23 protein-coding genes and 1 riboswitch are annotated in these 21,935 nt (G+C 45.7%); of the genes, 10 read left to right on the top strand and 13 right to left on the bottom strand.

Going from position 1 to position 21,935, the window contains the following annotated elements; translation table 11 throughout:
* Nucleotides 1-3 precede the first annotated feature (3 nt).
* The 6 genes from ETP43_RS03360 to ETP43_RS18280 form a co-directional block, all read right to left on the bottom strand.
* Entirely contained in the window at nucleotides 4-1,140 is a 1,137-nt protein-coding gene (locus ETP43_RS03360) for a TIGR02678 family protein (protein ID WP_129257039.1), read from the bottom strand.
* Nucleotides 1,137-2,612, bottom strand: coding sequence for a TIGR02677 family protein (locus ETP43_RS03355; protein WP_129257038.1), 1,476 nt, complete (start codon nucleotides 2,610-2,612; stop codon nucleotides 1,137-1,139). The genes ETP43_RS03360 and ETP43_RS03355 overlap by 4 nt, the downstream gene beginning before the upstream one ends.
* Before the next feature lie 187 nt (nucleotides 2,613-2,799).
* A complete protein-coding gene (locus tag ETP43_RS03350; protein WP_129257037.1) occupies nucleotides 2,800-4,386 on the bottom strand; it encodes an AAA family ATPase in 1,587 nt (528 codons plus the stop codon).
* A gap of 44 nt (nucleotides 4,387-4,430) precedes the next feature.
* Complete coding sequence (locus ETP43_RS03345; RefSeq protein ID WP_129257036.1) at nucleotides 4,431-6,023, bottom strand: AAA family ATPase; 1,593 nt, start codon at nucleotides 6,021-6,023, stop codon at nucleotides 4,431-4,433.
* 376 nt (nucleotides 6,024-6,399) lie between these two features.
* Entirely contained in the window at nucleotides 6,400-6,693 is a 294-nt protein-coding gene (locus tag ETP43_RS03340) for a hypothetical protein (RefSeq protein WP_207668910.1), read from the bottom strand.
* A complete protein-coding gene (locus tag ETP43_RS18280) occupies nucleotides 6,602-6,805 on the bottom strand; it encodes a DUF6783 domain-containing protein (protein ID WP_334295504.1) in 204 nt (67 codons plus the stop codon). Before ETP43_RS18280 ends, ETP43_RS03340 begins: the two co-directional genes overlap by 92 nt.
* Here ETP43_RS18280 and ETP43_RS18275 point away from each other — a divergent pair.
* Entirely contained in the window at nucleotides 6,725-6,997 is a 273-nt protein-coding gene (locus ETP43_RS18275; protein WP_334295503.1) for a DUF6783 domain-containing protein, read from the top strand. The two genes, ETP43_RS18280 and ETP43_RS18275, sit on opposite strands and share 81 nt — an antisense overlap.
* Here ETP43_RS18275 and ETP43_RS03330 read toward each other — a convergent pair.
* Both ETP43_RS03330 and ETP43_RS03325 read right to left on the bottom strand, forming a co-directional pair.
* A complete protein-coding gene (locus tag ETP43_RS03330) occupies nucleotides 6,978-7,421 on the bottom strand; it encodes an N-acetyltransferase (protein WP_129257034.1) in 444 nt (147 codons plus the stop codon). The genes ETP43_RS18275 and ETP43_RS03330 overlap by 20 nt on opposite strands.
* A gap of 65 nt (nucleotides 7,422-7,486) precedes the next feature.
* Nucleotides 7,487-8,443 carry a ketopantoate reductase family protein gene (locus ETP43_RS03325; RefSeq protein ID WP_129257033.1) on the bottom strand — a complete coding sequence of 319 codons (957 nt, stop codon included), beginning with the start codon at nucleotides 8,441-8,443 and terminating at the stop codon, nucleotides 7,487-7,489.
* Between the two features lie 367 nt (nucleotides 8,444-8,810).
* Between ETP43_RS03325 and ETP43_RS03320 the strand changes: the two genes are divergently transcribed.
* Entirely contained in the window at nucleotides 8,811-9,947 is a 1,137-nt protein-coding gene (locus ETP43_RS03320) for an ROK family transcriptional regulator (RefSeq protein ID WP_129257032.1), read from the top strand.
* Between the two features lie 206 nt (nucleotides 9,948-10,153).
* Nucleotides 10,154-10,266, top strand: a riboswitch (THF riboswitch).
* On the opposite strand, the gene ETP43_RS17885 is transcribed toward ETP43_RS03320, so the two are convergent.
* Nucleotides 10,239-10,364 (bottom strand): hypothetical protein, encoded by a 126-nt coding sequence (locus ETP43_RS17885; RefSeq protein ID WP_279222147.1) that lies wholly within the window; start codon nucleotides 10,362-10,364, stop codon nucleotides 10,239-10,241. (Overlaps the previous riboswitch by 28 nt.)
* Nucleotides 10,365-10,488: 124 nt before the next feature.
* On the opposite strand from ETP43_RS17885, the gene folE reads away from it, so the two are divergent.
* The 4 genes from folE to folK are packed head-to-tail and all read left to right on the top strand — an operon-like array spanning nucleotide 10,489 to nucleotide 13,237.
* Complete coding sequence (gene folE, locus ETP43_RS03315; protein WP_022171856.1) at nucleotides 10,489-11,046, top strand: GTP cyclohydrolase I FolE; 558 nt, start codon at nucleotides 10,489-10,491, stop codon at nucleotides 11,044-11,046.
* Nucleotides 11,047-11,053: 7 nt separating this feature from the next.
* Nucleotides 11,054-11,554, top strand: coding sequence for an HD domain-containing protein (locus ETP43_RS03310; protein WP_243114175.1), 501 nt, complete (start codon nucleotides 11,054-11,056; stop codon nucleotides 11,552-11,554).
* 38 nt (nucleotides 11,555-11,592) lie between these two features.
* Nucleotides 11,593-12,399, top strand: coding sequence for a dihydropteroate synthase (gene folP / locus ETP43_RS03305; protein ID WP_129257031.1), 807 nt, complete (start codon nucleotides 11,593-11,595; stop codon nucleotides 12,397-12,399).
* Nucleotides 12,400-12,409: 10 nt separating this feature from the next.
* Nucleotides 12,410-13,237, top strand: coding sequence for a 2-amino-4-hydroxy-6-hydroxymethyldihydropteridine diphosphokinase (folK, locus tag ETP43_RS03300; protein ID WP_106492856.1), 828 nt, complete (start codon nucleotides 12,410-12,412; stop codon nucleotides 13,235-13,237).
* Between the two features lie 46 nt (nucleotides 13,238-13,283).
* Here folK and ETP43_RS03295 read toward each other — a convergent pair whose 3' ends face one another.
* The 4 genes from ETP43_RS03295 to ETP43_RS18270 all read right to left on the bottom strand — a co-directional run bounded on the left by ETP43_RS03295 (nucleotide 13,284) and on the right by ETP43_RS18270 (nucleotide 17,183).
* On the bottom strand, nucleotides 13,284-15,512 hold the full coding sequence (locus ETP43_RS03295) for a carbohydrate-binding domain-containing protein (protein ID WP_129257030.1): 2,229 nt from the start codon (nucleotides 15,510-15,512) through the stop codon (nucleotides 13,284-13,286).
* A 44-nt stretch (nucleotides 15,513-15,556) separates the two neighbouring features.
* Complete coding sequence (locus tag ETP43_RS03290) at nucleotides 15,557-16,171, bottom strand: DUF4956 domain-containing protein (RefSeq protein WP_330546339.1); 615 nt, start codon at nucleotides 16,169-16,171, stop codon at nucleotides 15,557-15,559.
* Nucleotides 16,172-16,345: 174 nt separating this feature from the next.
* A complete protein-coding gene (locus ETP43_RS03285; RefSeq protein WP_243114174.1) occupies nucleotides 16,346-17,062 on the bottom strand; it encodes a class I SAM-dependent methyltransferase in 717 nt (238 codons plus the stop codon).
* Entirely contained in the window at nucleotides 17,040-17,183 is a 144-nt protein-coding gene (locus ETP43_RS18270) for a DUF6783 domain-containing protein (RefSeq protein WP_334295502.1), read from the bottom strand. Before ETP43_RS18270 ends, ETP43_RS03285 begins: the two co-directional genes overlap by 23 nt.
* Between ETP43_RS18270 and ETP43_RS18265 the strand changes: the two genes are divergently transcribed.
* The 4 genes from ETP43_RS18265 to ETP43_RS03265 all read left to right on the top strand — a co-directional run bounded on the left by ETP43_RS18265 (nucleotide 17,133) and on the right by ETP43_RS03265 (nucleotide 21,865).
* Nucleotides 17,133-17,333 carry a DUF6783 domain-containing protein gene (locus ETP43_RS18265; RefSeq protein ID WP_334295501.1) on the top strand — a complete coding sequence of 67 codons (201 nt, stop codon included), beginning with the start codon at nucleotides 17,133-17,135 and terminating at the stop codon, nucleotides 17,331-17,333. The genes ETP43_RS18270 and ETP43_RS18265 overlap by 51 nt on opposite strands.
* A gap of 32 nt (nucleotides 17,334-17,365) precedes the next feature.
* Nucleotides 17,366-19,903, top strand: coding sequence for a hybrid sensor histidine kinase/response regulator (locus ETP43_RS03275; protein WP_129257027.1), 2,538 nt, complete (start codon nucleotides 17,366-17,368; stop codon nucleotides 19,901-19,903).
* A gap of 133 nt (nucleotides 19,904-20,036) precedes the next feature.
* Nucleotides 20,037-20,888 (top strand): NAD(+) diphosphatase, encoded by an 852-nt coding sequence (nudC, locus tag ETP43_RS03270; protein ID WP_129257026.1) that lies wholly within the window; start codon nucleotides 20,037-20,039, stop codon nucleotides 20,886-20,888.
* 44 nt (nucleotides 20,889-20,932) lie between these two features.
* Nucleotides 20,933-21,865 carry a 4Fe-4S dicluster domain-containing protein gene (locus ETP43_RS03265; RefSeq protein WP_022400221.1) on the top strand — a complete coding sequence of 311 codons (933 nt, stop codon included), beginning with the start codon at nucleotides 20,933-20,935 and terminating at the stop codon, nucleotides 21,863-21,865.
* Nucleotides 21,866-21,935 lie beyond the last annotated feature (70 nt).

The raw sequence follows: 21,935 nt of genomic DNA, 5'->3' as shown, positions 1-21,935 counted from the left end.
CGCTCACTCTTTTGTACCTCCTTTAAAGTCGTCCGGATATACTCCGGCTAACCTTCCGGCTGCCGGACGTATAACGACCTGCTCCTCTTTGCACTGAATCATAAGCCAGTTTTCCATATATTCTGTCACTGTTTCCAACAGTTTCGTTTCATCCATTTCCCGATATTCTTTACTCCACCCGGAACACCATTCCTTACGACATGCCAAAACCAGATTATCAAATTTCTCTCTGGTCATATAGATACATTCATTTTCTTTTTTCTCCAGTTTTCCATCTGCCAATTGATTCTGTATCCTGACACAGATCATTAAAACCACTTCCGGAAGCATGGCATCTCTTGGATGTACCGTTCCATAACAGTCCGCATCATCTACAGTCAGACATGCTGTATTTCTGTAAATATCAAGATTTCCACCCAGATTTTCCTGCAGATATTTTGCCACCCACTGGCGCTGGTTTTTCAAATAAAGCGCATCTGCATCATCATTCCCTTCCCAGTACATGACCGGGCACACAGCCAGCTGCCGATAAACACGGTTGATACGTGTGGTTCCTCTGTCTTCCTGCACTTCCTGGAAATCAGCTTTTTCAAAGTCTTCCCAGGACTGATAACCTGAAATGTCCGTAGGAAAACTTGTAGCAAAATACTTGGAATATCCTGTATTTTCATATAATACTTCCTGTCCGGCTTCTGCACCGAATGATTCACTTTTTCCCTCATATACACGAAGCATTTGCAGTTTTTCCATATATTGCAGCACCCGAACAAGCGATTTTCTCTGGCTGAAGGAGGTCCAGTCAACTTCCATATAATCTTTTAACTGGGTTTCCACATAATCAATCAGCTCAGAGAGTAAAAACTGTTCCTGCTCTTCCTTGTCTTCCAGATACATAAGTACCACACACAAAATGCAGTAATCCCTGATTTCTGTAAATTCACTGATTCCCATAAAAGGCTCTGCATGTGCAGGTCTTTTCTCCAATTTCAGAATATTTTCTGTATGAACAAGCCTCCATCCAAGCTGTTCACGCACAAATCGCTGAAATGCCGGGATATCTCTTTTTACCTTATAATAGGTTTCTTTCTCGGTATCTTTGCAGATCCAGAATTTCTCAAATAATGTTCGAACTTCATTCATGATTTTTTAAACTCCAATACATAGGATGGCATGGTCAGATCTCCATCTTCACACTTTAGTACACAATGATCCTGTTCCCGAATCAGCCGGTATTCCTGTCCGTACTCAGTTCTTCCTGTTTTTCGGGAACTCACATTAGCCTGGGCTATCCATTGTAAAAATACTGTTCGGGTTTCTTCTGTGACTGGTTCCTTTATTTCTGAAAATATTATTTTATCATCTTTTATATATTGCATCACAATTTCTTTTTGTCTCCGTGCTTTTTGCAGATATGCTTCCCTCTGCATCATTTTTTCCAGAGATTTATCCTCAAAGCCGCGCCGGTATTTTTTTTCACGATAATTTCGGGTATGAGGTTTCAATAAAAATTCAGCTGGTGATTCATCATATATGCTGTTGTTTATAGAATCTTCTTCTCTTGGATAAATTGTCTTGAAATGCTGAATTTTCTGAATTCCAAACACATGTGCCGAAAGTCTTCTGGCTTCATTGAGATCTTTACAATTGAGAAAAAGTTCGAGAAATTTCTTATAATCATCTTTTCTGCTGATTCCCCAGTTCTGAATCTGCACAATAAGAGCTGCGTTCTGAATAATGCTCCGGATTACATCATTCGTAATTTTCAGAACTTTTTTACACTCACATTCACGCCTATCAGAATCTATAAACCAGTTTTTCAGAGCTTCCCATTTGCCTTGCACATTTTCACGTATACTGGGTTCCGCATTTCCGTGGATTTCAAGAAGTGCATGGGGAATATCCAGTTCGCTTTGTACTACTTTTTCCAGAATTTTCTCTTCCATAAGAGGAATATTTTTCAATAAACTCTGTTCGATCCGATGGGAATGGCGTTGCATCTCCTGTATAAATTCAGTCAGATATTTCACAAATTTATCTTTGTGTACAACAAACTCTACAGATTTCATCAACTGCTCTGACTTTCCGGAATAAAAATCTCTCAGATAGTCCTGATAATTCTGATTCAGGCGTTTAAAATCCTCCTGCAGCATATTCCACCACTCATTTACTTCTTTTAATGTGGCGTTTTCCATTTCCGGAACTTCACTTAAACTTTTTTCCAGTCGGACAAAGAAGTTCGTAGACAGATTCCCGGATTCCAGAAAAATATTCTCCAGTCGAACTGTCAGACGTTCTATTTCTACAGCATATTCTGACATAGTATACTGGTACTGCTTATTCTTATAATCTGCAATCGTATATACTCTTCCCGGATCCTGTATCGGTGTGAGATTCTTCCACTTAACCAGTGCATCCAGATCCAGCATCAACTGCTCCATTGTATAATTATCAAAAGTTTCCTCTTTTTTCAAAAGCTGAAATATATCTTCTTTATACAACTGAAAATTCATTTTCTCATATTCCCGGTAAAAGCATCGCATGATCTTACGATATATTGGTGCATTGGGAACGGAAAGGTAAGAGGTTTCATTAATTTGTTCCAAATATTCCATTGTACAGTTTCCTTTCTTAAATTTATGTTCACTGCTCCCCTGATGGAAAATTATATCTTATAGAGACATAGTAATGTTTGCACTTTCAATCATCTTATAAGCCTCTTCACGTTTCTCATCACCATGACTCTGATCTTTGCAAAAAGTCTCACTTCCCCCTTACGGTACAGACATGAGACTTCTGGTTTTATTTTTCATATTTTTCAATCCGACATTCATGTTCCTTGGTTTTTTCATTATAATTAATGCCAACCAGTAAAAGCTCTCCCGCATAACATGCAACAGAATCCGGATATTTTCTGTCTTTGATCTGATCCAGGGCGGTCTTAACATCTTTATTCCACTTCAATTCCACGACAAGTGCCGGATAAAATTTTTGAAACTCCGGTTTTGGAATAAATACAAAATCAGCAAATCCACGCCCTGCCGGGAATTCTCGAATTGGTTTGAAGTAATATTGCATTGCACTCAGATAGGCAATGGACAGCACACTGCTGAGTGAATTTTCATTATTATACTGAATCACCGAAACATATTCTCTGTGGATTTTCTCGATTTCTTTTGCTACCGCATCTCCATCCATCTGAAGGGTATCCCGCAAAAGCTGTTCGGATTCTTTCTGAAATGAAATCAGTTCATTCCATTTTTTCCTTTTAGTCGCCAGAATCAGTTCCTGACGGATTTCCTCATTTGGGATAAATGCAGTTTTAAATGTCCGGTCATACGCCAGATAGCCAAGGTGAATCAGATATGTCAATACATCATCTTTATTGGCAAAGCTTACCGTATCATTCTGAAAAGAAGTGACATCGACCGGAACATGATCACCCGATAACATTTCGATCACTGCGCCTCTCAGTCCATCAAAGTCCATATTGATCAGCGGAACAATTGCCTCATAAGATGCTGTTCCTGACCAGAAACTTTGGAATTCACCTTCCAGCATCAGGTTCACCACTGCATTTGGATTGTATACATGGTATGTTCCAATCTGGTAGCCGTCATACCATCGTTTGACCTCTTCAAATTCATGTCCATATTCTTCACACAGTTTCTGCACCTCTGCTTCTGTAAATCCAACATACGGCGCGATCGGACCGGCATGCAACATCGAATAATCTTTAAAATTGTTTAACGCAGACTGTGTTTTTTCTTTTTTTACAGGCAGAATACCTGTCAGATATGCCAGCTGAATATATTTCGTCGGCTCTGTCCCTTTAAACATAGCCCGCAGAAAATTGATATATTCTTCCTGTGTTCTGACATCCGATGCTTCATCACGAATCAGAACATCCCATTCATCAATAATCACTATAAATTTTGTTCCTGTTGCTGCATTGATCCGTGACAGAGACTCCGGCAGCGAACGGATTTTTTCCGGTAAAATATATGGATAGTATTCTTTCAACTCCGAAATCGTTTGTTCTGAAATATAAGAAATGATTTTTTCCGGACCACCTGCCGGTTCCATACACCATTGGATATCCCAGTGTAGCACATCGTACTGATTCAGATGTTTTTCAAAATTTTTATTCTTACTGATTTCCAGATTGGAAAACATTTTCCCCGAATTACATCCCCTGCTGTAATACGCTGTGAGCATATTGGCCGTGATCGATTTTCCAAACCGCCGCGGACGGCTGTTGCAGATATATCCCTGCAGAGTATTCATAACCTTATTCGTATAAGTAAGAAGCTCTGTTTTATCTACATAAATCTCCGAATTTAATGCAACCGCAAATGCTTCATTCCCCGGATTTACAAATACTCCCATCTTCTCACACCTTTCTTTTTCTGCACGCATTGTTATCTGTGATTTTATTTTTGCATGGTTTCAATCACGCATTCATGTTTTTTAGTCATCTTATTGTAATTAATTCCTACAAGCAACAACTTCCCCTGATATTCTTTCAATGCATCTCCATACCGTTTTTCTTTGATCTGCTCTATCGCTCCACCTGCGCTCTTATCCCATTTCAGTTCGATCACGACAGCCGGCTTGTCAGGATGCTTCTTTCTCGGAATCATACATACGTCGGCAAATCCCTTTCCCGCAGGTAATTCCCGAATTATGGTATAGTATTCCCGCGCAAAGTAAAAGGCAAGCTGAATGGTACAACTTAAAGAGTTTTCATCGTTATACTGAAGAATGGAAATTTCCTCATGTGCTTTCTCGATTCCCTCTGCAACCGCATCTGCATCCATGTTCCACAGTGCTTCCAGTAATTTGCGGGAGGATTCCACGGACTCTGCCACGCCATGCCAATTCATGGTGCTGATGGCATTTACATATTCCCGGGAAACCTCTTTATTTGGTATACTTACGGTTCCATCCACACTGTCATAGGTCAGATATCCCAGATGCACCAGCAGAGTCAGCACATCGTCTTTCGTTGCAAAGGTAGTCATATCGTTGCTGAATGTTCCGATATTAATGGGGACAGATTCTCCCGCAAGCATGCGAACCACGGAGTCCTTTAAGCCGTCCATATCCATCTGGATATAGATTTTTAGTGCTTCATATGTCTCCGTCTGGTTCCAGTAGGTTCCGAACTTATGACGCAGCATGGCTTCCACAACCGACTTGGGGCTGTACATGGAATAGCATTCATTTCCCGTCTGTCGATGGGCAATTAATCGATAGCCATCATACCATGTTTTTGCATCTTCAAAACTCATTCCATATTTTTCGCACAGAACCGCCACTTCCTGTTCGGTAAAGCCAAAATACTCTGCCAGCTCACCGGGATCCGTCATGGAATATTCTGTAAACATATTTAATGCCGAATGAGAACCATATTTTTTTATTGGTAAAATACCGGTCATGTAAGCCAGTGCAACATAATCTTTGTCCTTGAGCCACGCCCGCAGGAAATCCAGATATTTCTTCTGTGCCTCCTGATCCTGCTGATACTCCCGAAACAGACAATCCCACTCATCGATCAGAATAACAAAAGAATGTTTCGTCTTACTGTAAATATCCTTCATCACCTGAATCAGATTATTTTCATCACGGAAACGGACATTGTCAAAATGATCTGTCAGATCAAAGATCAGATACTTCTGCAGCATGGACAACATCTCATCCATACTGTGTGTCATACTGAGAAATTCCTGCATGTTTACTTTGATAATGTCATATTGATTCCGATTTTTTTCATAAGACTCAACCTTGCTGATTTTTAACGTTCCAAACAATTCAGCTGAATCTTCTCCACGTTCATAGTAAGCAGCCAGCATATCCGCAGCCATCGACTTTCCAAACCGTCGTGGGCGGCTGACGCACAGGAACTTCTGGCGGGTATCAAGAACCTCATTTGTTTTCTCAATCAGACCAGTCTTATCCACATATATTTCCGAATTCAGACTTTCCTGAAAGCCCTTATTTCCCGGATTCAAATAACTACCCATGCAAATTCCTCCCCGTCAAGATTTTATAAGATATATTATACTGGATTCCTCTGGTAATCACAACAGCAGGATTTCAGTTCCCAATCTGTTCCATATTTCTACTTATTTATTGATTCGTAACTGTTCAGTACCTTCACAGTTACGAGCCAAAATGCATTTAAACGATAAAAACACGCTTTGCGAGTTTTTATCGTTATCGCGGCACTCCTCAAGGTTCCGTGCAAGCACGGACTTTGACTCGTTGTTCGCGTAAATCACCTTCGGTGATGGCATTTTGGCTTGTATGTCTCGGGATTTTGACATATTCATGTCAAAACACCTCGCGGGACAGTGGCTACTGAATAGTTACATTGATTCTTATTTTTTCAGTAGCTTTTTAATACTCCCAATCAAATTCATCTATACTGTTCTTAATCTCCGAAGAAACCGACCTGTTATTTTTCAACTTTTTTATAAGTTCAGCAAACTTTTCACGTTTCGGATTTTCCGTATCATTATAGCAGCGATGCACCATCCAGATATTATGCGGTGTTGGATGGTTTCTTACTGAAGCAATCAGTAATTCTTCATATCCGTGTTTATAAAACTGCTCCACAAAATGAACCAGATCCCCTGGCATGCCAAAATCGACCTGTGGATTGGTAGCTATAATTTCTAATATTGGTTCCACTAGAGCGTGTTTGAAAAAGGCTTTTCGTGAGCTGCGAGTCCCAGTTTGTGGGAGATTTTATCCGAATGAAGGCGGCGTAGCGGGCTACGGCAACCGAATAAGGGTAAAATATACCGCAAAGTGGGGCTTGCAGATTGCGAAAATGATTTTTCAGACACGCTCTAGTTCAAAAGGTTCTGGATATTGGTTGATATCATCTATCAAATCATCCTCTATAAAATACTCCTCTTCCGGTTTTATTGTAACTTTCAATTCTATGATGATTTCTTCTTTTGTCATAGATTTCATCGTTCTTTCTCCCTGAAATTTCGCTGCCAGATCATCACATAATCTTTTTCACCGGTAAGTTTATCCAAACCTTCGCATTGGATTTGGAAGCCTTCTCTTCGATAAAAATTAATAGCCCGTACATTCTTTTGATATACGTTTAAAAGTAGTTTTGCTTTTTTACTCTTCACATAATCCAGCAGCATTTTTCCGATCCCCTGCGACTGCATCTCATCGGAGACAAAAACCCCTTCGATATATTCGTCGTTTAATCCAGTAAATCCCTGTATGTTCCGGTCATCCTCGTATACGTAGACTTCCGCCTGTGACAGCATTTCTTTCACTGCTTCAAAATTACTTTTCCAGTATTGTTCCGGAATAAAATAATGTGCTTTCAGATTGCTGTCTAACCATATCTCAGCAACTCTGTCTATATCCGCTTCCTGTAACACTCTAATCATAAACATTGTTCTCCTTAAAAAGCCCCATACCTGCTGTCTTTGTCACGCAGATATGCAATCACCTATTATCGCGAGCAGGTCACGCTTTCATCATCTTTCTGATAATCAAATTTCCCGTCATTTTTTTCTTCCAGGGCTTTTATGATGTGATATGTGTATTCGTTATATGGTGTCGGGATTCCCAGTTCTTTTCCCATACGGATCAGTGCACCTGAGAACATATCGATTTCTGTGTGGCGTCCTGCATCCAGATCCTGCAACGTGGAATATCTTGCAGATGGCGGAACGGCGCTTCCATGACTGGAGGAATCATCTGCCTTACGAATGTCGATTCCTTTTGCTGCTGCAATCGCTTCCAGTTCCTCCCGGAGTTTATTACTGATTTCTTTCATATGCATACTGTCCCGATAGCAGCCTACACCTGCGCCGAGAACCGCCTGTGGAAGGTTGTTACCGACCTTTAGACGGAATTTGCACCACATTTCTTCTCTGATATATTCTGTGGCGCGGTAATGCAGCCCGGTATCTGCAAAAAGATCCTCGATCGCCTGTACACGTTCGCTCTGATACGGTGCTGTCAGTTCACCGAAAATAATTCCGATCGTCGTTTCCGGGTTGAAACAGTAGCCGTGTCCTTCTTTATGAGAAGCCACCTTGATCAGCGCATGCAGAATATGAGCAGCCCCGATCTCTTTTGCAATAATCTCTTCACTGTCTACGCCGTTCATAAGACTCATAACAGTGGTATGTTCTCCGGTGATCGTGCGGATGCTCTCCAATGCACCCTGTAATGCCCCGTATTTTAAAGCCACAAGTAACAGATCTGTCCCTTTTGCTTCCTGCGGGGTCCATACTTCCGGATGATAGGTGATGCCGTTAATGATGCATCCTTTTTTCATTCTTTCTGCGCGTTCCCCTTCTGCGATCACGCCCAACCGGATATCTTTCCGGTTTGAGAGTCCCCATATTACATACGATCCAACTGCTCCTGCGCCAAGAACTGCAACTGTTTTTATCTTCATGCTCTTTCTCTCCTTCCACCAGAATAACTTATTGAACAGAATACTGTCTGCTGCATATTTGCTTTTGTTCTTTCAACGAGATAAAATACGCTTCACAAATTTGGCTCGTTGCCCGCATATCCAAAATTGATCCGGTGGATCAATTTTGATTCTCGCGGCAGTCACCAAGGTCTCATACAAGCATGAACTTTGGCTCGTTGCCCGCATAAATTACTGTAAATATATCATATTTGCCGAAAGATTGCCACTGCCCAGCCTGACAGTGTAAAATGCAACCCCCTCTCTGTCCCTTCCGTTGCTTTTTTCTTTTGGTTGTATTACAATCATAAGTAACAATTGTCAGATTATCAAAGGAGCAGCCGCCGTTATGGATAAAAAAAGTGTGACAACTCTCACGTTAAAACAAATCAACAAACATACCGTCTATCAGTACATCTACCGCCAGCGGGAAACTTCCAAATTTCAGATCGTACAGGATCTGAACATGGGACTTTCCACGGTCAGTCAGAATCTGACCACATTGGAAAAAGAAGGGCTGATCGAACGAAACGGGTATTTTGCCTCTACCGGAGGACGAAAAGCACAGATTATCCGGATCGTACCGGATCTCAGGATCGCCATCGGGATCGGAATTTTAAAGAACATGTTTCATCTCGTTGCGGTGGATCTGTACGGGGAGGCCGTCGCGAGGGAGACGATTCCACTTGCCTACGAGGACACGCCGGAATATTACGACACATTTGCCGGCGAGGTGCTTCATTTTATTGAAAAAAATGAGTACCCCACGGAAAAAATCTCAGGGATCTCCATTGCCACACAGGGGATCATTTCCCCGGATGGTTCGTCCGTGACTTACGGTGCTATTATGGGAAATACGCGGATGCAGCTTTCTGATTTTGCTTCCCGGCTTCCTTTTCCGTGTCATCTGGTTCACGACTCCAAGGCGGCCGCGGATCTGGAACTCTGGAATCATCCGAAACTGGACAGTGCTCTTGTTTTCTTATTAAATCGAAATCTCGGCGGTGCTGTAATCACCAATCACAGCGTTCATCAGGGTTTTTCTATGCACAGCGGTTCTCTGGAACACATCTGTGTGGAACCGGATGGTCCAGTCTGTTACTGCGGAAATCGCGGCTGCCTGGAAACCTTTTGTTCCGCCAATGCACTGGAACTGCGCAGCGGACTTTCAGTAAAAGAATTTTTCCTGAAATTGCGGGATCCGGATAGCTCAGGGGAACATTTACAGAACATCTGGCAGGACTATCTGCGGCATCTGGCTTTCGCCATCCGTAATCTCAACCTGCTGATCGACTGTCCGGTGATCCTGAGCGGATATCTTGCACCTTATTTTCTCCCGGAGGATCTGGATCGGCTGCTTGGTCTGATCAATGAGCATACACCGTTTCCTCTGGCGAAAGATTCGCTTCTTACCGGCACCCACGGACAGTATACACCGGCAATTGGGGCGGCGCTGTTTTACGTAAAAAATTTTCTGGATACATAGGCATAGCCATGGTACTTTCTCCTTGCGCTGTTTCGTTCTTATGTAAACTAACAGGGAGCTGATAATTCAATGTTACCGGCCACGGAATGAACAGCAACAATTTCATATATTTTCCGGTATTCTCTTGCACCCTCTTTCCATGAGTGCTATAATCCTTTCAAACAGCAGAGAAACCCTATGTGTCTGCTGTTTCGATTGAAATACTATGCAAAATAGGTTTCCATGCGTCAAGTGTTTTGTGGATGGGGAGTTGCCACAGAAACGAAAAGTCGGTTCGCCTGCGGACCGGACTTACGATATGGTTACCGCACCCGTTGCAACAACCAGATGATTAACATCCGATTGTGAAGGGATATACTCATAGTTATTTTTCAGTAGCTTTATTTTCTTCACATCAGGGTGTTTTTTTTCTTGCATATTATTCTGTACATCTATGCAGAACATCCTGATGCATATTTTTGTATGCTCAGAATCTTTCTATGTCCGATTTTACAGGAAGTTTCTCAGTATACAGCATTATTTACACAGGAGGTTTTGTACCATGATGGATCACGAAAAAATCAAAGAAGGCGTTCGTCTGATGCTGGAAGGTATCGGCGAAGACGTCAATCGAGAAGGTTTACTCGAAACACCCGACCGTATCGCCAGAATGTGCGAGCAGATCTACGGCGGGCTCTATGAAGATGCCGGTGTGCATCTGTCCAAACAATTTCACGCTACCAATAACAATATCGTTCTGGAAAAAGATATCACCTTTTATTCCACCTGCGAACATCATCTGCTGCCCTTCTACGGAAAAGCTCATGTGGCTTATATCCCGGATCAGCGCGTGGCAGGTTTAAGCAAACTGGCCCGCACGGTAGAAGTCTATGCAAGACGCCCGCAGATCCAGGAAAATATGACCGCACAGATTGCGGACGCTCTCGAAGAACATCTGCAGCCGAAGGGTGTGATGGTCATGATCGAGGCAGAACATATGTGTATGACCATGCGCGGTGTTCAGAAACCAGGCAGCAAAACTGTGACCACCATCGTGCGTGGAGCCTTTGCGGAAGATTTTTCCCTGCAGCAGACTTTTTTACAGATGGTAAAGGCTTAAATCTGTCATGGAACAGCGAATTATTATGAAACGCATCGATCAGATTTTATCCCACCCTGTCTTTCGAGAGCAGTTTGCACTGTTACAGGAAGCAGAAAAAGACCGGATCTTCTGCCGTCACACGATGGAGCATTTTCTGGATGTGGCGCGGCTGATGTATATTTATAATCTGGAAGATCAGGCTGGCTTTTCCAAGGAAATGATCTACGCCACCGGACTTCTTCACGATATCGGCCGTTATGAACAGATGGAAAAAGGTACTCCTCACCATCTGGCAGGGGCAAGACTGGCGGAACGCATCCTTACGGACTGTGATTTTTCTCTTACTGAGCAGAAATCGATTCTTGCTGCGATCCGAAGCCACCGGGTAAAAGATACTGCGGAAACTCCCTTATTTTCCCGCTATCTCTACCGTGCGGACAAACAGTCACGAAACTGTTTGTACTGTCCTGCAAGAAATGCATGCAACTGGCCGGAGGAGAAGATGAATCTGACGATTTGTTATTAATTTTGAACTTATGTAAACTTCAAGAGGAGAAAACATGTATGAGAATTGGTAATCATGAATTTGATACAAAGAATGAAACTTATATTATGGGAATCCTGAACGTGACTCCCGACTCTTTTTCCGACGGTGGAAAATTCAATCATATGGATGCTGCTCTCGCTCACGCCGAGCAGATGATCCGGGACGGCGCTGACATCATCGATATCGGCGGGGAATCCACCCGTCCGGGACATACCGTCATTTCCGATGAGGAAGAAATCGCAAGAGTTACTCCGGTCATAGAAGCCGTCAAGGCACGGTTTGACGTTCCGGTTTCCATCGATACTTACAAAGGAAATGTCGCAGAGGCTGCCCTTCAGGCCGGTGCCGACCTGGTCAATGATATCTGGGGATTCAAGTTCGACTATAAAACCGCCGAGGTGACCGCCCGTTACCACGCTGCCTGCTGCCTGATGCACAACCGAAACGAAGCCATATATCAGAATTTTCTGGAAGACATGGTCGCCGATATGAAAGAATGCGTTGCTATCGCACACAAAGCAGGTGTTCCGGACGATAAAATCATGCTGGATCCGGGTGTCGGCTTTGGAAAAACGTATGAGCAGAATCTGGAAGCCATCAATCATGTAGATGTCTTGCAGGAACTCGGACTCCCGATTCTTCTCGGCACTTCCAGAAAATCTGTCATCGGCAACACCCTGGATCTGCCGGTAGATCAGCGCGTGGAAGGAACACTTGCCACCACCGTGATCGGCATGCTCCGCGGATGCTCCTTTGTCCGGGTACACGATATCAAAGAAAACCACCGGATCATTCAGATGACGAAAGCGATCCTGTCCTGCTAGGAGGAAATTTATGGATAAAATAAGAATTGAGAATCTGGAAATCTTTGCAAAGCATGGAGTATTTCCGGAAGAGAATTTTTTAGGACAAAAGTTTGTACTCTCCGCCGTTTTGCATACCGACACCAGAAAAGCCGGGCTCACCGATGAGCTTTCTTATTCGGTACATTACGGTGAAGTCAGCCATCTAATCAAAAAAGTAGTCGAAGAAAATACCTGGAAACTGCTGGAGACGGTAGCGGAGGCGACCGCAAAAGCGATTCTGCTCTCCTACCCGATGGTCTCTCAGGTGGATCTTACCATCAAAAAACCGTGGGCGCCCATCGGTCTGCCTCTGGATACCGTATCGGTGGAGATCAGCCGCGGCTGGCATACCGCTTATATTGCGCTCGGCTCCAATATGGGGGACAAGGAAAAATACCTGAACGAGGCGGTTGAAAAACTACAGCAGACTTCGGACTGCCAGGTGCTGAAAGTGTCTGATTTTCTGGTGACCGCACCCTACGGCGGTGTGGAGCAGGATGACTTTTTAAACGGTGCACTGGCACTGAAAACACTGCTGACACCGCAGGAACTGCTCGAACGCCTCCATGAGATCGAACAGGAAGCGCACCGGGAGCGCCTGATCCACTGGGGACCGCGGACGCTGGATCTGGATATCTTACTGTATGACGATCTGGTACTGGACACCCCGGATCTGATCATTCCTCATGTGGAGATGCATCTGCGGGACTTCGTCCTGATCCCGCTGGCTCAGATTGCTCCGTGGAAACGCCACCCGGTACTGGGACTTACCGTTTCACAGATGCTGGCAGATCTGCAGGCGAAGCAGGAATCCTGATCTGCTATACGGATTCCTCATTCTGGTAATTATGTAAACCATTCTGCTATTTCTGACCGTCAGACTCCTCCTTCGTCTGCTCATTTGACGAATCCCCCGGATTGCCCTGCGGCGGATCTCCCAGCGGGCGTTCCCCGTTTTGCATATCCGGCGGATTTCCCTGTCCCTGCGGCGGGATCGGACGGTCGGAATTATCAGAATTGTCAGAATCGCCATTGTTATCTCCCATCGGACCTCCCTGCGGCATCTGTCCACCACCCTGTCCTGGCGCATTCGTCGCTTCTCCGTCGGTGTATACCAGACTTTCCATGGTTACTTCCTGGCTGTTCTCCCCGGTGTGTATCGTATAGGTACTTCCATCGCTTAATTCTGCGCAGCTGATAACTACGGAATTATATTCCCGTACCGGTGTATAACTTACCAGCGTATTGCCATCTCCATCTTCCAGTGTGATCTCCCCGCTCTGGTTATCTGTCAGGTTCACCAGCAGCGATCCCTGCGTGGAATCGGAACCAAAGTTCTGTGCCATGCCGCTCATACCGGTTGCTACCAGCGTTCCCCCGGTGATCGTTGCCGCTCCATTGTAATCCAGGGCACCATTTCCGTTATCACTCGGACCGGAAACAAAGATGGTTCCTCCACTGACAGTCAGATCCCCATTGCTGTCAATTCCGTCTCCGGTGGCATCGATCGTGACAGTTCCGCCGGAAATCGTGATCCAGGCATCCTCGTCTGCCGAGAACATATCCCCGCCAAATCCGCCCATGCCGCTCTGGTCGTTTCCACCGGCTGCATTCAGTCCGTCATCGCTGGCTGTGATATCGATGGTTCCACCGGAGATCTCCACATTCTGTCCTTCGATTCCTTCATAACACGTTTCGATCGTAATTTCTCCGCCGTATACACGATTTGCCTCATCCGCATGCATGCCGTCATCTCCGGTACTGAGTGTGTAAGTTCCGCCGCAGATGATCATATTGCCGTTGGTATGCAAACTGTCATCGCAGGAATCTATCGTAAAGGTTCCATCTTTTACCAGCAGATCGCCACCGGCCTTGACTCCCTTGGTGCTGGTATCTTCAGCACTGGTGTCTTCGGTATCGCTATTCTGTGTTTCACTTCCGGTAGCTGTATTTTCGGAAGCTGTGCTTCCAGTAGCTTCACTGTTAGCCTTTGCACTGCTTTCTTCCGTTCCGGTCTTTTTCACACTGGCAGTCTTACTGGTTTCCTCCGTACTGCTGTCCGTTCCACTGTTCTGCATATCGCCGCTTTCCTCATTTGCTGCTCCCGCATCCTGCGGTGGCTGCATATCCGCCATTCCCGGACCGCCCTGACCGAAATCTCCGCCAGGTCCCTGCATATCGTTCTTTTTCGTCGCTTTCGTGCTGCCGCCCCCGGCTGTGATCTCGTAAGTTCCGCCATCGATCTGCAACACACCGGAAGCCGAGATACCGTCTCCATCTGCCTTCAGTGTGTATGTTCCATCTGCCAGATAGACAAATCCTTTGCTCTCATCCCCGCTGTTTTCACTGTGGATCGCATCTTTTCCGGATTCGATTGTAAAAGTTCCATCTGCGATGCGGACACTGTCCTTTCCGGACACTCCCTGTTTTTCGGCAGTAATCTCATACGTTCCACCGGTGACCACAAGATCATCCTTCGACACGATTCCATGCCCCGCCGATGTTACTGTCATACTGCCGCTTCCATTGAGTGTCAGATCTTCTTTGGAAAAGATTGCCCCGTCCACGTTGCTGTCGGTATCGTCAGAAAATGATTCCGAATTCAGCGTATTCTCACTTTCATCCGCCAGTGTGACAAATACTTTATCTGCCTGTGTCACCTGAATCGCCGCGCCTTCTTTGCTGGTGATCGACACGCCATCCAGAACCACCTGGATTTTCTCACTGTCATCCACATCCACCACGAGACTTCCATCTGACAGGCTGCCGCTTACCAGATACGTTCCCTCGCCGGTGATCGTTACCGTCTGACCATCGATGCTTACATTTTTATCCTCACATGTCGAATCCTCATCATCCAGTGTGATCTTTGTGCACTCCTTTTCATCATAACTGCCCTCCAGATCACGGTCGGAAAACATATCGTCTGTATCCACCAGATCTTCCACTGTCTCCGTACTTTTATTTTCCGTGCTGTCTGCTGTCGTGTCTGTCGTTGTCGCTGTACCTGTATCCGTTGTTGCCGCCGTGCTGCATCCGGTCATACCAAGTGCCGCTGCCAGTAACACCGCCATCATTTGTCGTCGTTTCATATTGATTCCCCCTGTCTCTTCTTCCGAAGATTTCTGTATTGTAATCACAGATTCTCTGTCACATTTTCCTGATTACTGATCACGATCTCCAGATTACCGTTTCTGCACCGGAGACCGTCGATCATTTCTTTTTCCTTGCTGTTGTCCTTTAAGGTCAGCTGATAAGCCAGCTTGAAAAGGCTTCCCATATTGGTTGTCTTTACTTTGGAAAGTTCCCATTTATCTGTATATGTATCAAACAGATCATCAAACACACTCGTATAATCTAGATCTTCCGGAATCGTGATCGTCAGTGTCTTCTCCCGTGTATCTTTTTTCTCCCACAGGTTCAGATGTACATACCCAGCCATGATCAGTGCAAGGATCACGGTATATAACACGGCGTATCCGAGATATCCCATCCCGCTTACCAGACCTGCGCCCATCGCGATAAAGATTGCCCCGATATCCTTCGCACTTCCCGGAACGCTTCGGAAACGTACCAGTGAAAATGCGCCGGCAACGGCAACGCCCGTTCCTACATTTCCATTGACCATCATGATCACCACGCAGACCACTGCCGGAAGGATCGCAAGTGTCCGGACAAATCCCGGATTATAGCGGGTTTTATAGGCGTAGGCTGCTGCCAGGATCACACCGCTCACCAGCGAGACTCCCACACACAGTTGTCTGATTTACCATCTCGGTTCCTCCTTATGGATGTGATTGTATCGGAGAAACCTTAAATGAAGTTTAAAGAAACTTAAAAAACACAGAATCTACACATTTATTCATCAAAAAACGGAACTTGCATAAAAATATTACGCAAAGTTCCGCTCTTTCTATCATTTTTATCACTTTTTCCCTTCCACACAGATCCAGTCCGTGCCCTCTTTTATATGGATCTGAATGTCCTCGAACCCTGCTTTTTCAAACAGTTCCTGAAATTCTTCACGGGTTGGAGTGAAGAGGTGGAAGCGGTAAATGTTTTCCAGTGTCTTTGGATCCAGACCTTCTTTATTATAGGTATCTGCCACCAGCACGAAGGTTCCGCCCGGTTTCAGTACCCGGCGCACTTCTTTCAGATTTTCTTGTGGAGCCGGCCAGAAATAAAAGCTCTCTACCGTAGTAATCTTGTCAAAGGTATCGTCTGCAAAAGACAGTGATTCCACGGAGCCTTCCAGAACTTTCATCTTGCCACTCTCCACATCCTGCCGGTTCGTCTCCAGTGATGTCTCCACTGATACCGGGGAATAATCCACGCCGGTCAGATGACCTGTCGTTACCTTTTCACTCATTCTTTTTAACGTAGCACCGCCGCCACAGCCGATGTCCAGGATCTCATCATCCGGGGCGATCTGCCAGTGTTCCAGTGCCCAGCAGGTCACTGCGGAATGACTCTCATTCATTCGTTTTAACATCATCTCCCCGTCTTCCCCCTGCGGTTTTGCCGGATTGCCGGAGATGGTGATTTCTTCCTGTGTCCGTTCGGTTGTATTTTCCATATCAGCATTACATCTGTCGCATGTTTCCATTACATCTGCCTCCTCATTTTCTTCTCTCTGAATCATCACTGGTTCTAGAGCGTGTTTGAAAAAGGCTTTCTGCAAGATGTGCGTCACAGTTTGTGGGAGATTTTGCCTGAATGAGGGCGGCGTAGCGGGCTACGTCAACCGAATGAAGGTAAAATATGCCGCAAAGTGGGGCGTGCAGATTGCAGGAATGATTTTTCAAACACGCTCTAGTATACCCTACACCACAAATCGCCGCAAGTTCGCGTTGTATTTTCCTGATAAGTCATGTATACTCATTTTAAAGAGCAGAATTCGAAACTACTTATGATTACGAAAATACCCATACAGTGAGGATACGATATGAGAACTCTGGAACAGGAAAATCAGATATTAAAAACTGAACTGGCTGCGGAGCGTTTTATGATCGATCAGATCACGAAGCTGAACAGTTCCGAGATCATCACCGACGGGATTCAGGAGATGCTCGGTGCTCTTGGAGCGTATGTTCATGCAGACCGTTCTTACGTCTTTGAAATTACCGATAATTATATCACCACCAACACCTACGAATGGTGCGCTCCCGGTGTCATTCCGCAGATTGATAATCTGAAGGGAATCACTTTTGATGAGATGCCTCACTGGATTGAAATTTTTCTGAAAGGTGAGACGATCCTGATCGACCATCTGGAAGATGTCCGGATAAGCATGCCACAGGAATATGAACTCCTGAAAATGCAGAATATCCGGACGCTGATCGCTTTCCCGATCTCCCTTCATGACCATCTGATCGGTTTTGTGGGACTGGACAATCCGGAAATGAGCCGTTCCCGTCTGATCGAGCGGATGCTTTATCTGTTGGGACAGCACGTGGGAATAGCTATCGATGACTATAAAAAAGAACGGATCCGTCTGGAAATGGCTGCCGCAAAGTCGCGTCAGGAGTACAAACGTGACATGGAAAATATCCTTGGCGGCGCACAGATCGGAATCTGGTCCATCGAGATGGAACACGGCAAAGCACCGCGGATGTATGCAGACCGTACCATGTGTGAGCTGCTCGGTGTGCATCCGTCCATCTCACCGGAGGACTGTTACGATGTCTGGTTTGCCGGTATTTCCCCGAACTATGTGGCTGCGGTCCTCGATAATGTGGATATCGTTCGCCGGGACGGATATTCTGAGATCACCTATACCTGGAACCATCCTGCCCGTGGCCTGATCTGGGTACGCTGCGGCGGTGTATTTTTTCATAACTATCCGGATGGCGGATTTCTGATCCGCGGGTATCATCAGGATGTTACCGCCTCGATCCGAAGTGAACTGCGTTATCAGAGCCTGACAGCTGCAACCAGCCAGATTTACTATGCGATCTATACAATCGACCTGAAGCGGGATTATATGGAGCAGCTTTCCACAGCAAACGCACTTTTCCCGCTCAGCGATGACAAAGGTGTGGCTTCTGAAAAAATCGGCAGAATCTGTAAAAAATACGTCCGGGAGGATTATCAACCGAAACTTCAGGATTTCTTCGACTTATCCACATTGCAGGAGCGACTTACACACAATCGCTTTGTCAGCCGGGAATACCCGGACAAGGACGGTCTGTGGAAGCGCGCTACCTTCATTGTCCCGGAATATGAGGACGGCACCGATTTTTCTCAGATCCTGTATGTGACACAGGTTATTGACGAATATAAGCAGAAAGAACTGGCATGGCAGCAGGAACTTGTACAGGCGGCTGACGAAGCCCGCCGGGCAAATATAGCCAAATCGGATTTCCTGAGCCGCATGTCGCACGATATCCGTACACCGATCAATGGCATCATGGGACTTCTCGATATCGAAGAACTGAATCCGGACAGCCCGGAAAGACTGCGGGAGTGCCACACCAAGATACGTGTATGTGCCTCCCATCTGCTGGGACTGATCAACGATGTACTCGATATGAACAAGCTGGAAAGCGGCGAGCTGATCCTGGAGGAAACACCTTTTGATCTGCGTATATTATTGAAGGATTGCTGGACGATCCTGGAATTTCAAGCGGCAAAAATGGAACTGACCTTTAAACCGATCGCCGCCGACAGTATCACCCGCCCCTATGTGATCGGCAGTCCACTCCATGTACGCCAGATTTTTACGAATATTCTGAGCAATGCGATCAAATACAACAAACGTGGAGGAAAGATTTCCGTATCTGCCCGTGCAGCTGCATCCACTGAAGATTCGGTATCCTATGAATTTACAATCGCCGATACCGGGATCGGTATGTCTCAGGAATATCTGGAACATATTTTTGAGCCGTTTTCTCAGGAAGACCCGGGAGCGCGCACGACCTACCACGGAACCGGTCTCGGTATGTCTATCGTCCACCGGCTGGTCAATTCCCTGGGCGGAACGATCCGTGTGGAAAGTGAGAAAAATGTGGGAAGCCGCTTTATTTTCACGCTTCCCTTCCAGCTGGATCCTTCTCCAAAATCACAGAATCCGGCAGAAAATGAACCGCCGGCTGCTGATATTTCCGGCATGCATATACTGATTGTCGAAGATAATGAGTTAAATCGGGAGATTGCACAGTATCTGCTGGAGGATGCAGGGGCAACCGTTACAGCGGTGTGCAACGGACTGGAAGGTTATCAGAAATTTGTCTCCTCACCGCCGGAAACATTTGATCTGATTCTCATGGACATTATGATGCCTGTGATGGACGGGTTGGAAGCTGCCACAAAGATCCGCTCCTGCGATCATCCGGATGCGCTGATCATTCCGATTGTCGCCATGAGTGCCAATGCTTTCTCCGATGATGTCCTCGCCTCGAAAAAAGCCGGGATGAACGAACATCTGGCAAAACCGCTGGAGTTAAATAAACTGATGCAGGTGCTTGCACGGTTCCGTATGTAACCCCTTTTAAGCCCCAAAAACGGTTGTTTTGAAATTTCTTTTCAGAATAGCCGTTTCTTCTCTCTTGCAGGATATTTACCTCCATGATAAAGTAGTAAGGTATGTTGTTATCAGATTCAGAAAGGATTTTTTTATGATTCAGGACATTACTCCACATCATCTTTATAATGAATTTACTCCACAATCTCCGCAGTCCGGGGATCTGATTTTTGCTTTTTGTGAGCGGAAACTTCTGGCAGACCTCTCGGGAAATGACTGTCGTTTTCCGCTGTGGGAAGATGTTTTTTCTCAGGTTTCTGACACAGCTTCGCTGATCTGGCTGTTTTCTCTGGATCAGATCTCCTGTTTTCTTCTGATGGATACAGAGCTGACTCTTCCGGGAAATTATGATTTTCACTCGCTTCGCGAAATCCGTGGACGGGAACCGAAGCACCAGATTTTTGCTGCGATGACGGCTTTTCATCTGTATGACTGGTATCGGAACAACCGGTTCTGTGGTCGCTGCGGAACACCTGTCGTTCCGGATCCTTCTCGGAAAGAGCGGATGCTCTCCTGCCCGCACTGCGGGAATCACATTTACCCGAAGATCTGCCCGGCTATTATCGTCGGTGTCATTGACGGGGAACGGATCCTTCTGACCAAATACGCCGGACGGAACAACCCGAACTATGCGCTGGTCGCAGGTTTTACCGAAATCGGGGAGACAGCCGAGGAAACGGTGATGCGGGAGGTCATGGAAGAGGTCGGCGTGAAGGTGAAAAATCTTCATTATTATAAAACCCAGCCCTGGGGAATGGCTTCGGATCTTCTGATCGGGTATTATGCGGAGTTGGACGGCGATGGTTCGATTACGCTTGACCGTGAGGAACTTTCTACCGGGCTCTGGATGGATCGGAAAGATATCACGCTTGAGGACGAGGATTTCAGCCTGACACGGGAAATGATCGTACGGTTTGCGAAGGTCGGACGGGATGTGCTGAGGTAATGCTTATTTTATTTACATTATTTTTATAAAGGAGAACGTAACTTATGTCATCATTGACGCTTTCGAAAGAGGAAGAAAAGAGACTGAAGGGTCTTGGTTTTTTAAATAACAAGGGGACGGATAATTTTTCCGCCCGGATTTTAACGGTAAATGGAAAGGTTACTGCTGCTCAGCACAGGGCAATGGCGGATGCTGCGGAGAAGTTTGGTAACGGAGTTTTGACATTTACTACACGGCAGACGGTTGAGGTACAAGGAATTCCTTATGAGAAGCTGGAGGAGTTTCAGAAGTTTGTAGAGGATGCCGGTATGTCGATTGGCGGCACAGGCGCGAAGGTTCGTCCGGTGGTTTCCTGCAAGGGGACGACCTGTCAGTACGGACTGCTGGATTCGTTCGCGATTTCGGAGGAGATTCACAAGCGGTTTTATGAGGGGTATCATGATGTGAAGTTACCGCACAAGTTTAAGATTGCGGTTGGCGGATGTCCGAATAACTGTGTGAAGCCGAATCTGAATGATCTGGGAATTATCGGGCAGCGGATTCCTCATTTTGAGGCAGATCTTTGTAAGGGGTGCAAGAAATGTAGTGTCGAGGCAGTTTGTCCGATGGGGGCTGCAAAGGTATCCGATAAGAAACTGCATATTGATGAGAATGTTTGTATTCACTGTGGGCGATGTGTGGGGAACTGCCGGTTTGATTCGATTAAAGACGGGGCGTATGGATTTAAGATTTTTATTGGCGGGCGCTGGGGGAAGAAGGTTTCTCATGGACGGGCGCTGAGTAAGGTGTTTGTCTCTAAGGATGAGGCAATGGATGTGATCGAGAAGGCGATTTTGCTGTTCCGGGAGAGAGGAATCGCGGGGGAGAGATTTGCGGTTATGATTGAGAGGATTGGGTTTGAAGAGGTGGAAAGGCTGCTTTTGGGGGATGATTCGTTGTTGGAGAGGAAGGAAGAAATCTTGGCGAGGGAATTTTAGTTGCTTCACGGGCGAAGCGATTGTCGCTGCTCGGGTGTTTACTTTCACGGACGAAACGGAGCCGCTGCCC

This window comes from Blautia faecicola (assembly GCF_004123145.1).
In the GTDB taxonomy this organism is placed as follows: Bacteria; Bacillota; Clostridia; order Lachnospirales; family Lachnospiraceae; genus Oliverpabstia; species Oliverpabstia faecicola.
This window is presented reverse-complemented; position numbering and strand designations above follow the sequence as displayed.

Excerpts from the sequence above, each read along its gene's own strand:
- ETP43_RS03265 (WP_022400221.1), top strand. The coding sequence starts at position 20,933 with ATGTCATCATTGACGCTTTCGAAAGAGGAAGAAAAGAGACTGAAGGGT.
- ETP43_RS03345 (WP_129257036.1), bottom strand. The coding sequence starts at position 6,023 with ATGGGTAGTTATTTGAATCCGGGAAATAAGGGCTTTCAGGAAAGTCTG.
- folE (WP_022171856.1), top strand. The coding sequence starts at position 10,489 with ATGATGGATCACGAAAAAATCAAAGAAGGCGTTCGTCTGATGCTGGAA.
- ETP43_RS03355 (WP_129257038.1), bottom strand. The coding sequence starts at position 2,612 with ATGGAATATTTGGAACAAATTAATGAAACCTCTTACCTTTCCGTTCCC.
- ETP43_RS03360 (WP_129257039.1), bottom strand. The coding sequence starts at position 1,140 with ATGAATGAAGTTCGAACATTATTTGAGAAATTCTGGATCTGCAAAGAT.
- nudC (WP_129257026.1), top strand. The coding sequence starts at position 20,037 with ATGATTCAGGACATTACTCCACATCATCTTTATAATGAATTTACTCCA.
- ETP43_RS03350 (WP_129257037.1), bottom strand. The coding sequence starts at position 4,386 with ATGGGAGTATTTGTAAATCCGGGGAATGAAGCATTTGCGGTTGCATTA.
- ETP43_RS03285 (WP_243114174.1), bottom strand. The coding sequence starts at position 17,062 with ATGATTCAGAGAGAAGAAAATGAGGAGGCAGATGTAATGGAAACATGC.
- ETP43_RS03310 (WP_243114175.1), top strand. The coding sequence starts at position 11,054 with ATGGAACAGCGAATTATTATGAAACGCATCGATCAGATTTTATCCCAC.
- ETP43_RS03325 (WP_129257033.1), bottom strand. The coding sequence starts at position 8,443 with ATGAAGATAAAAACAGTTGCAGTTCTTGGCGCAGGAGCAGTTGGATCG.
- ETP43_RS03275 (WP_129257027.1), top strand. The coding sequence starts at position 17,366 with ATGAGAACTCTGGAACAGGAAAATCAGATATTAAAAACTGAACTGGCT.
- ETP43_RS03295 (WP_129257030.1), bottom strand. The coding sequence starts at position 15,512 with ATGAAACGACGACAAATGATGGCGGTGTTACTGGCAGCGGCACTTGGT.
- folP (WP_129257031.1), top strand. The coding sequence starts at position 11,593 with ATGAGAATTGGTAATCATGAATTTGATACAAAGAATGAAACTTATATT.
- ETP43_RS17885 (WP_279222147.1), bottom strand. The coding sequence starts at position 10,364 with ATGCAAGAAAAAAAACACCCTGATGTGAAGAAAATAAAGCTACTGAAA.
- ETP43_RS03320 (WP_129257032.1), top strand. The coding sequence starts at position 8,811 with ATGGATAAAAAAAGTGTGACAACTCTCACGTTAAAACAAATCAACAAA.
- folK (WP_106492856.1), top strand. The coding sequence starts at position 12,410 with ATGGATAAAATAAGAATTGAGAATCTGGAAATCTTTGCAAAGCATGGA.
- ETP43_RS03330 (WP_129257034.1), bottom strand. The coding sequence starts at position 7,421 with ATGATTAGAGTGTTACAGGAAGCGGATATAGACAGAGTTGCTGAGATA.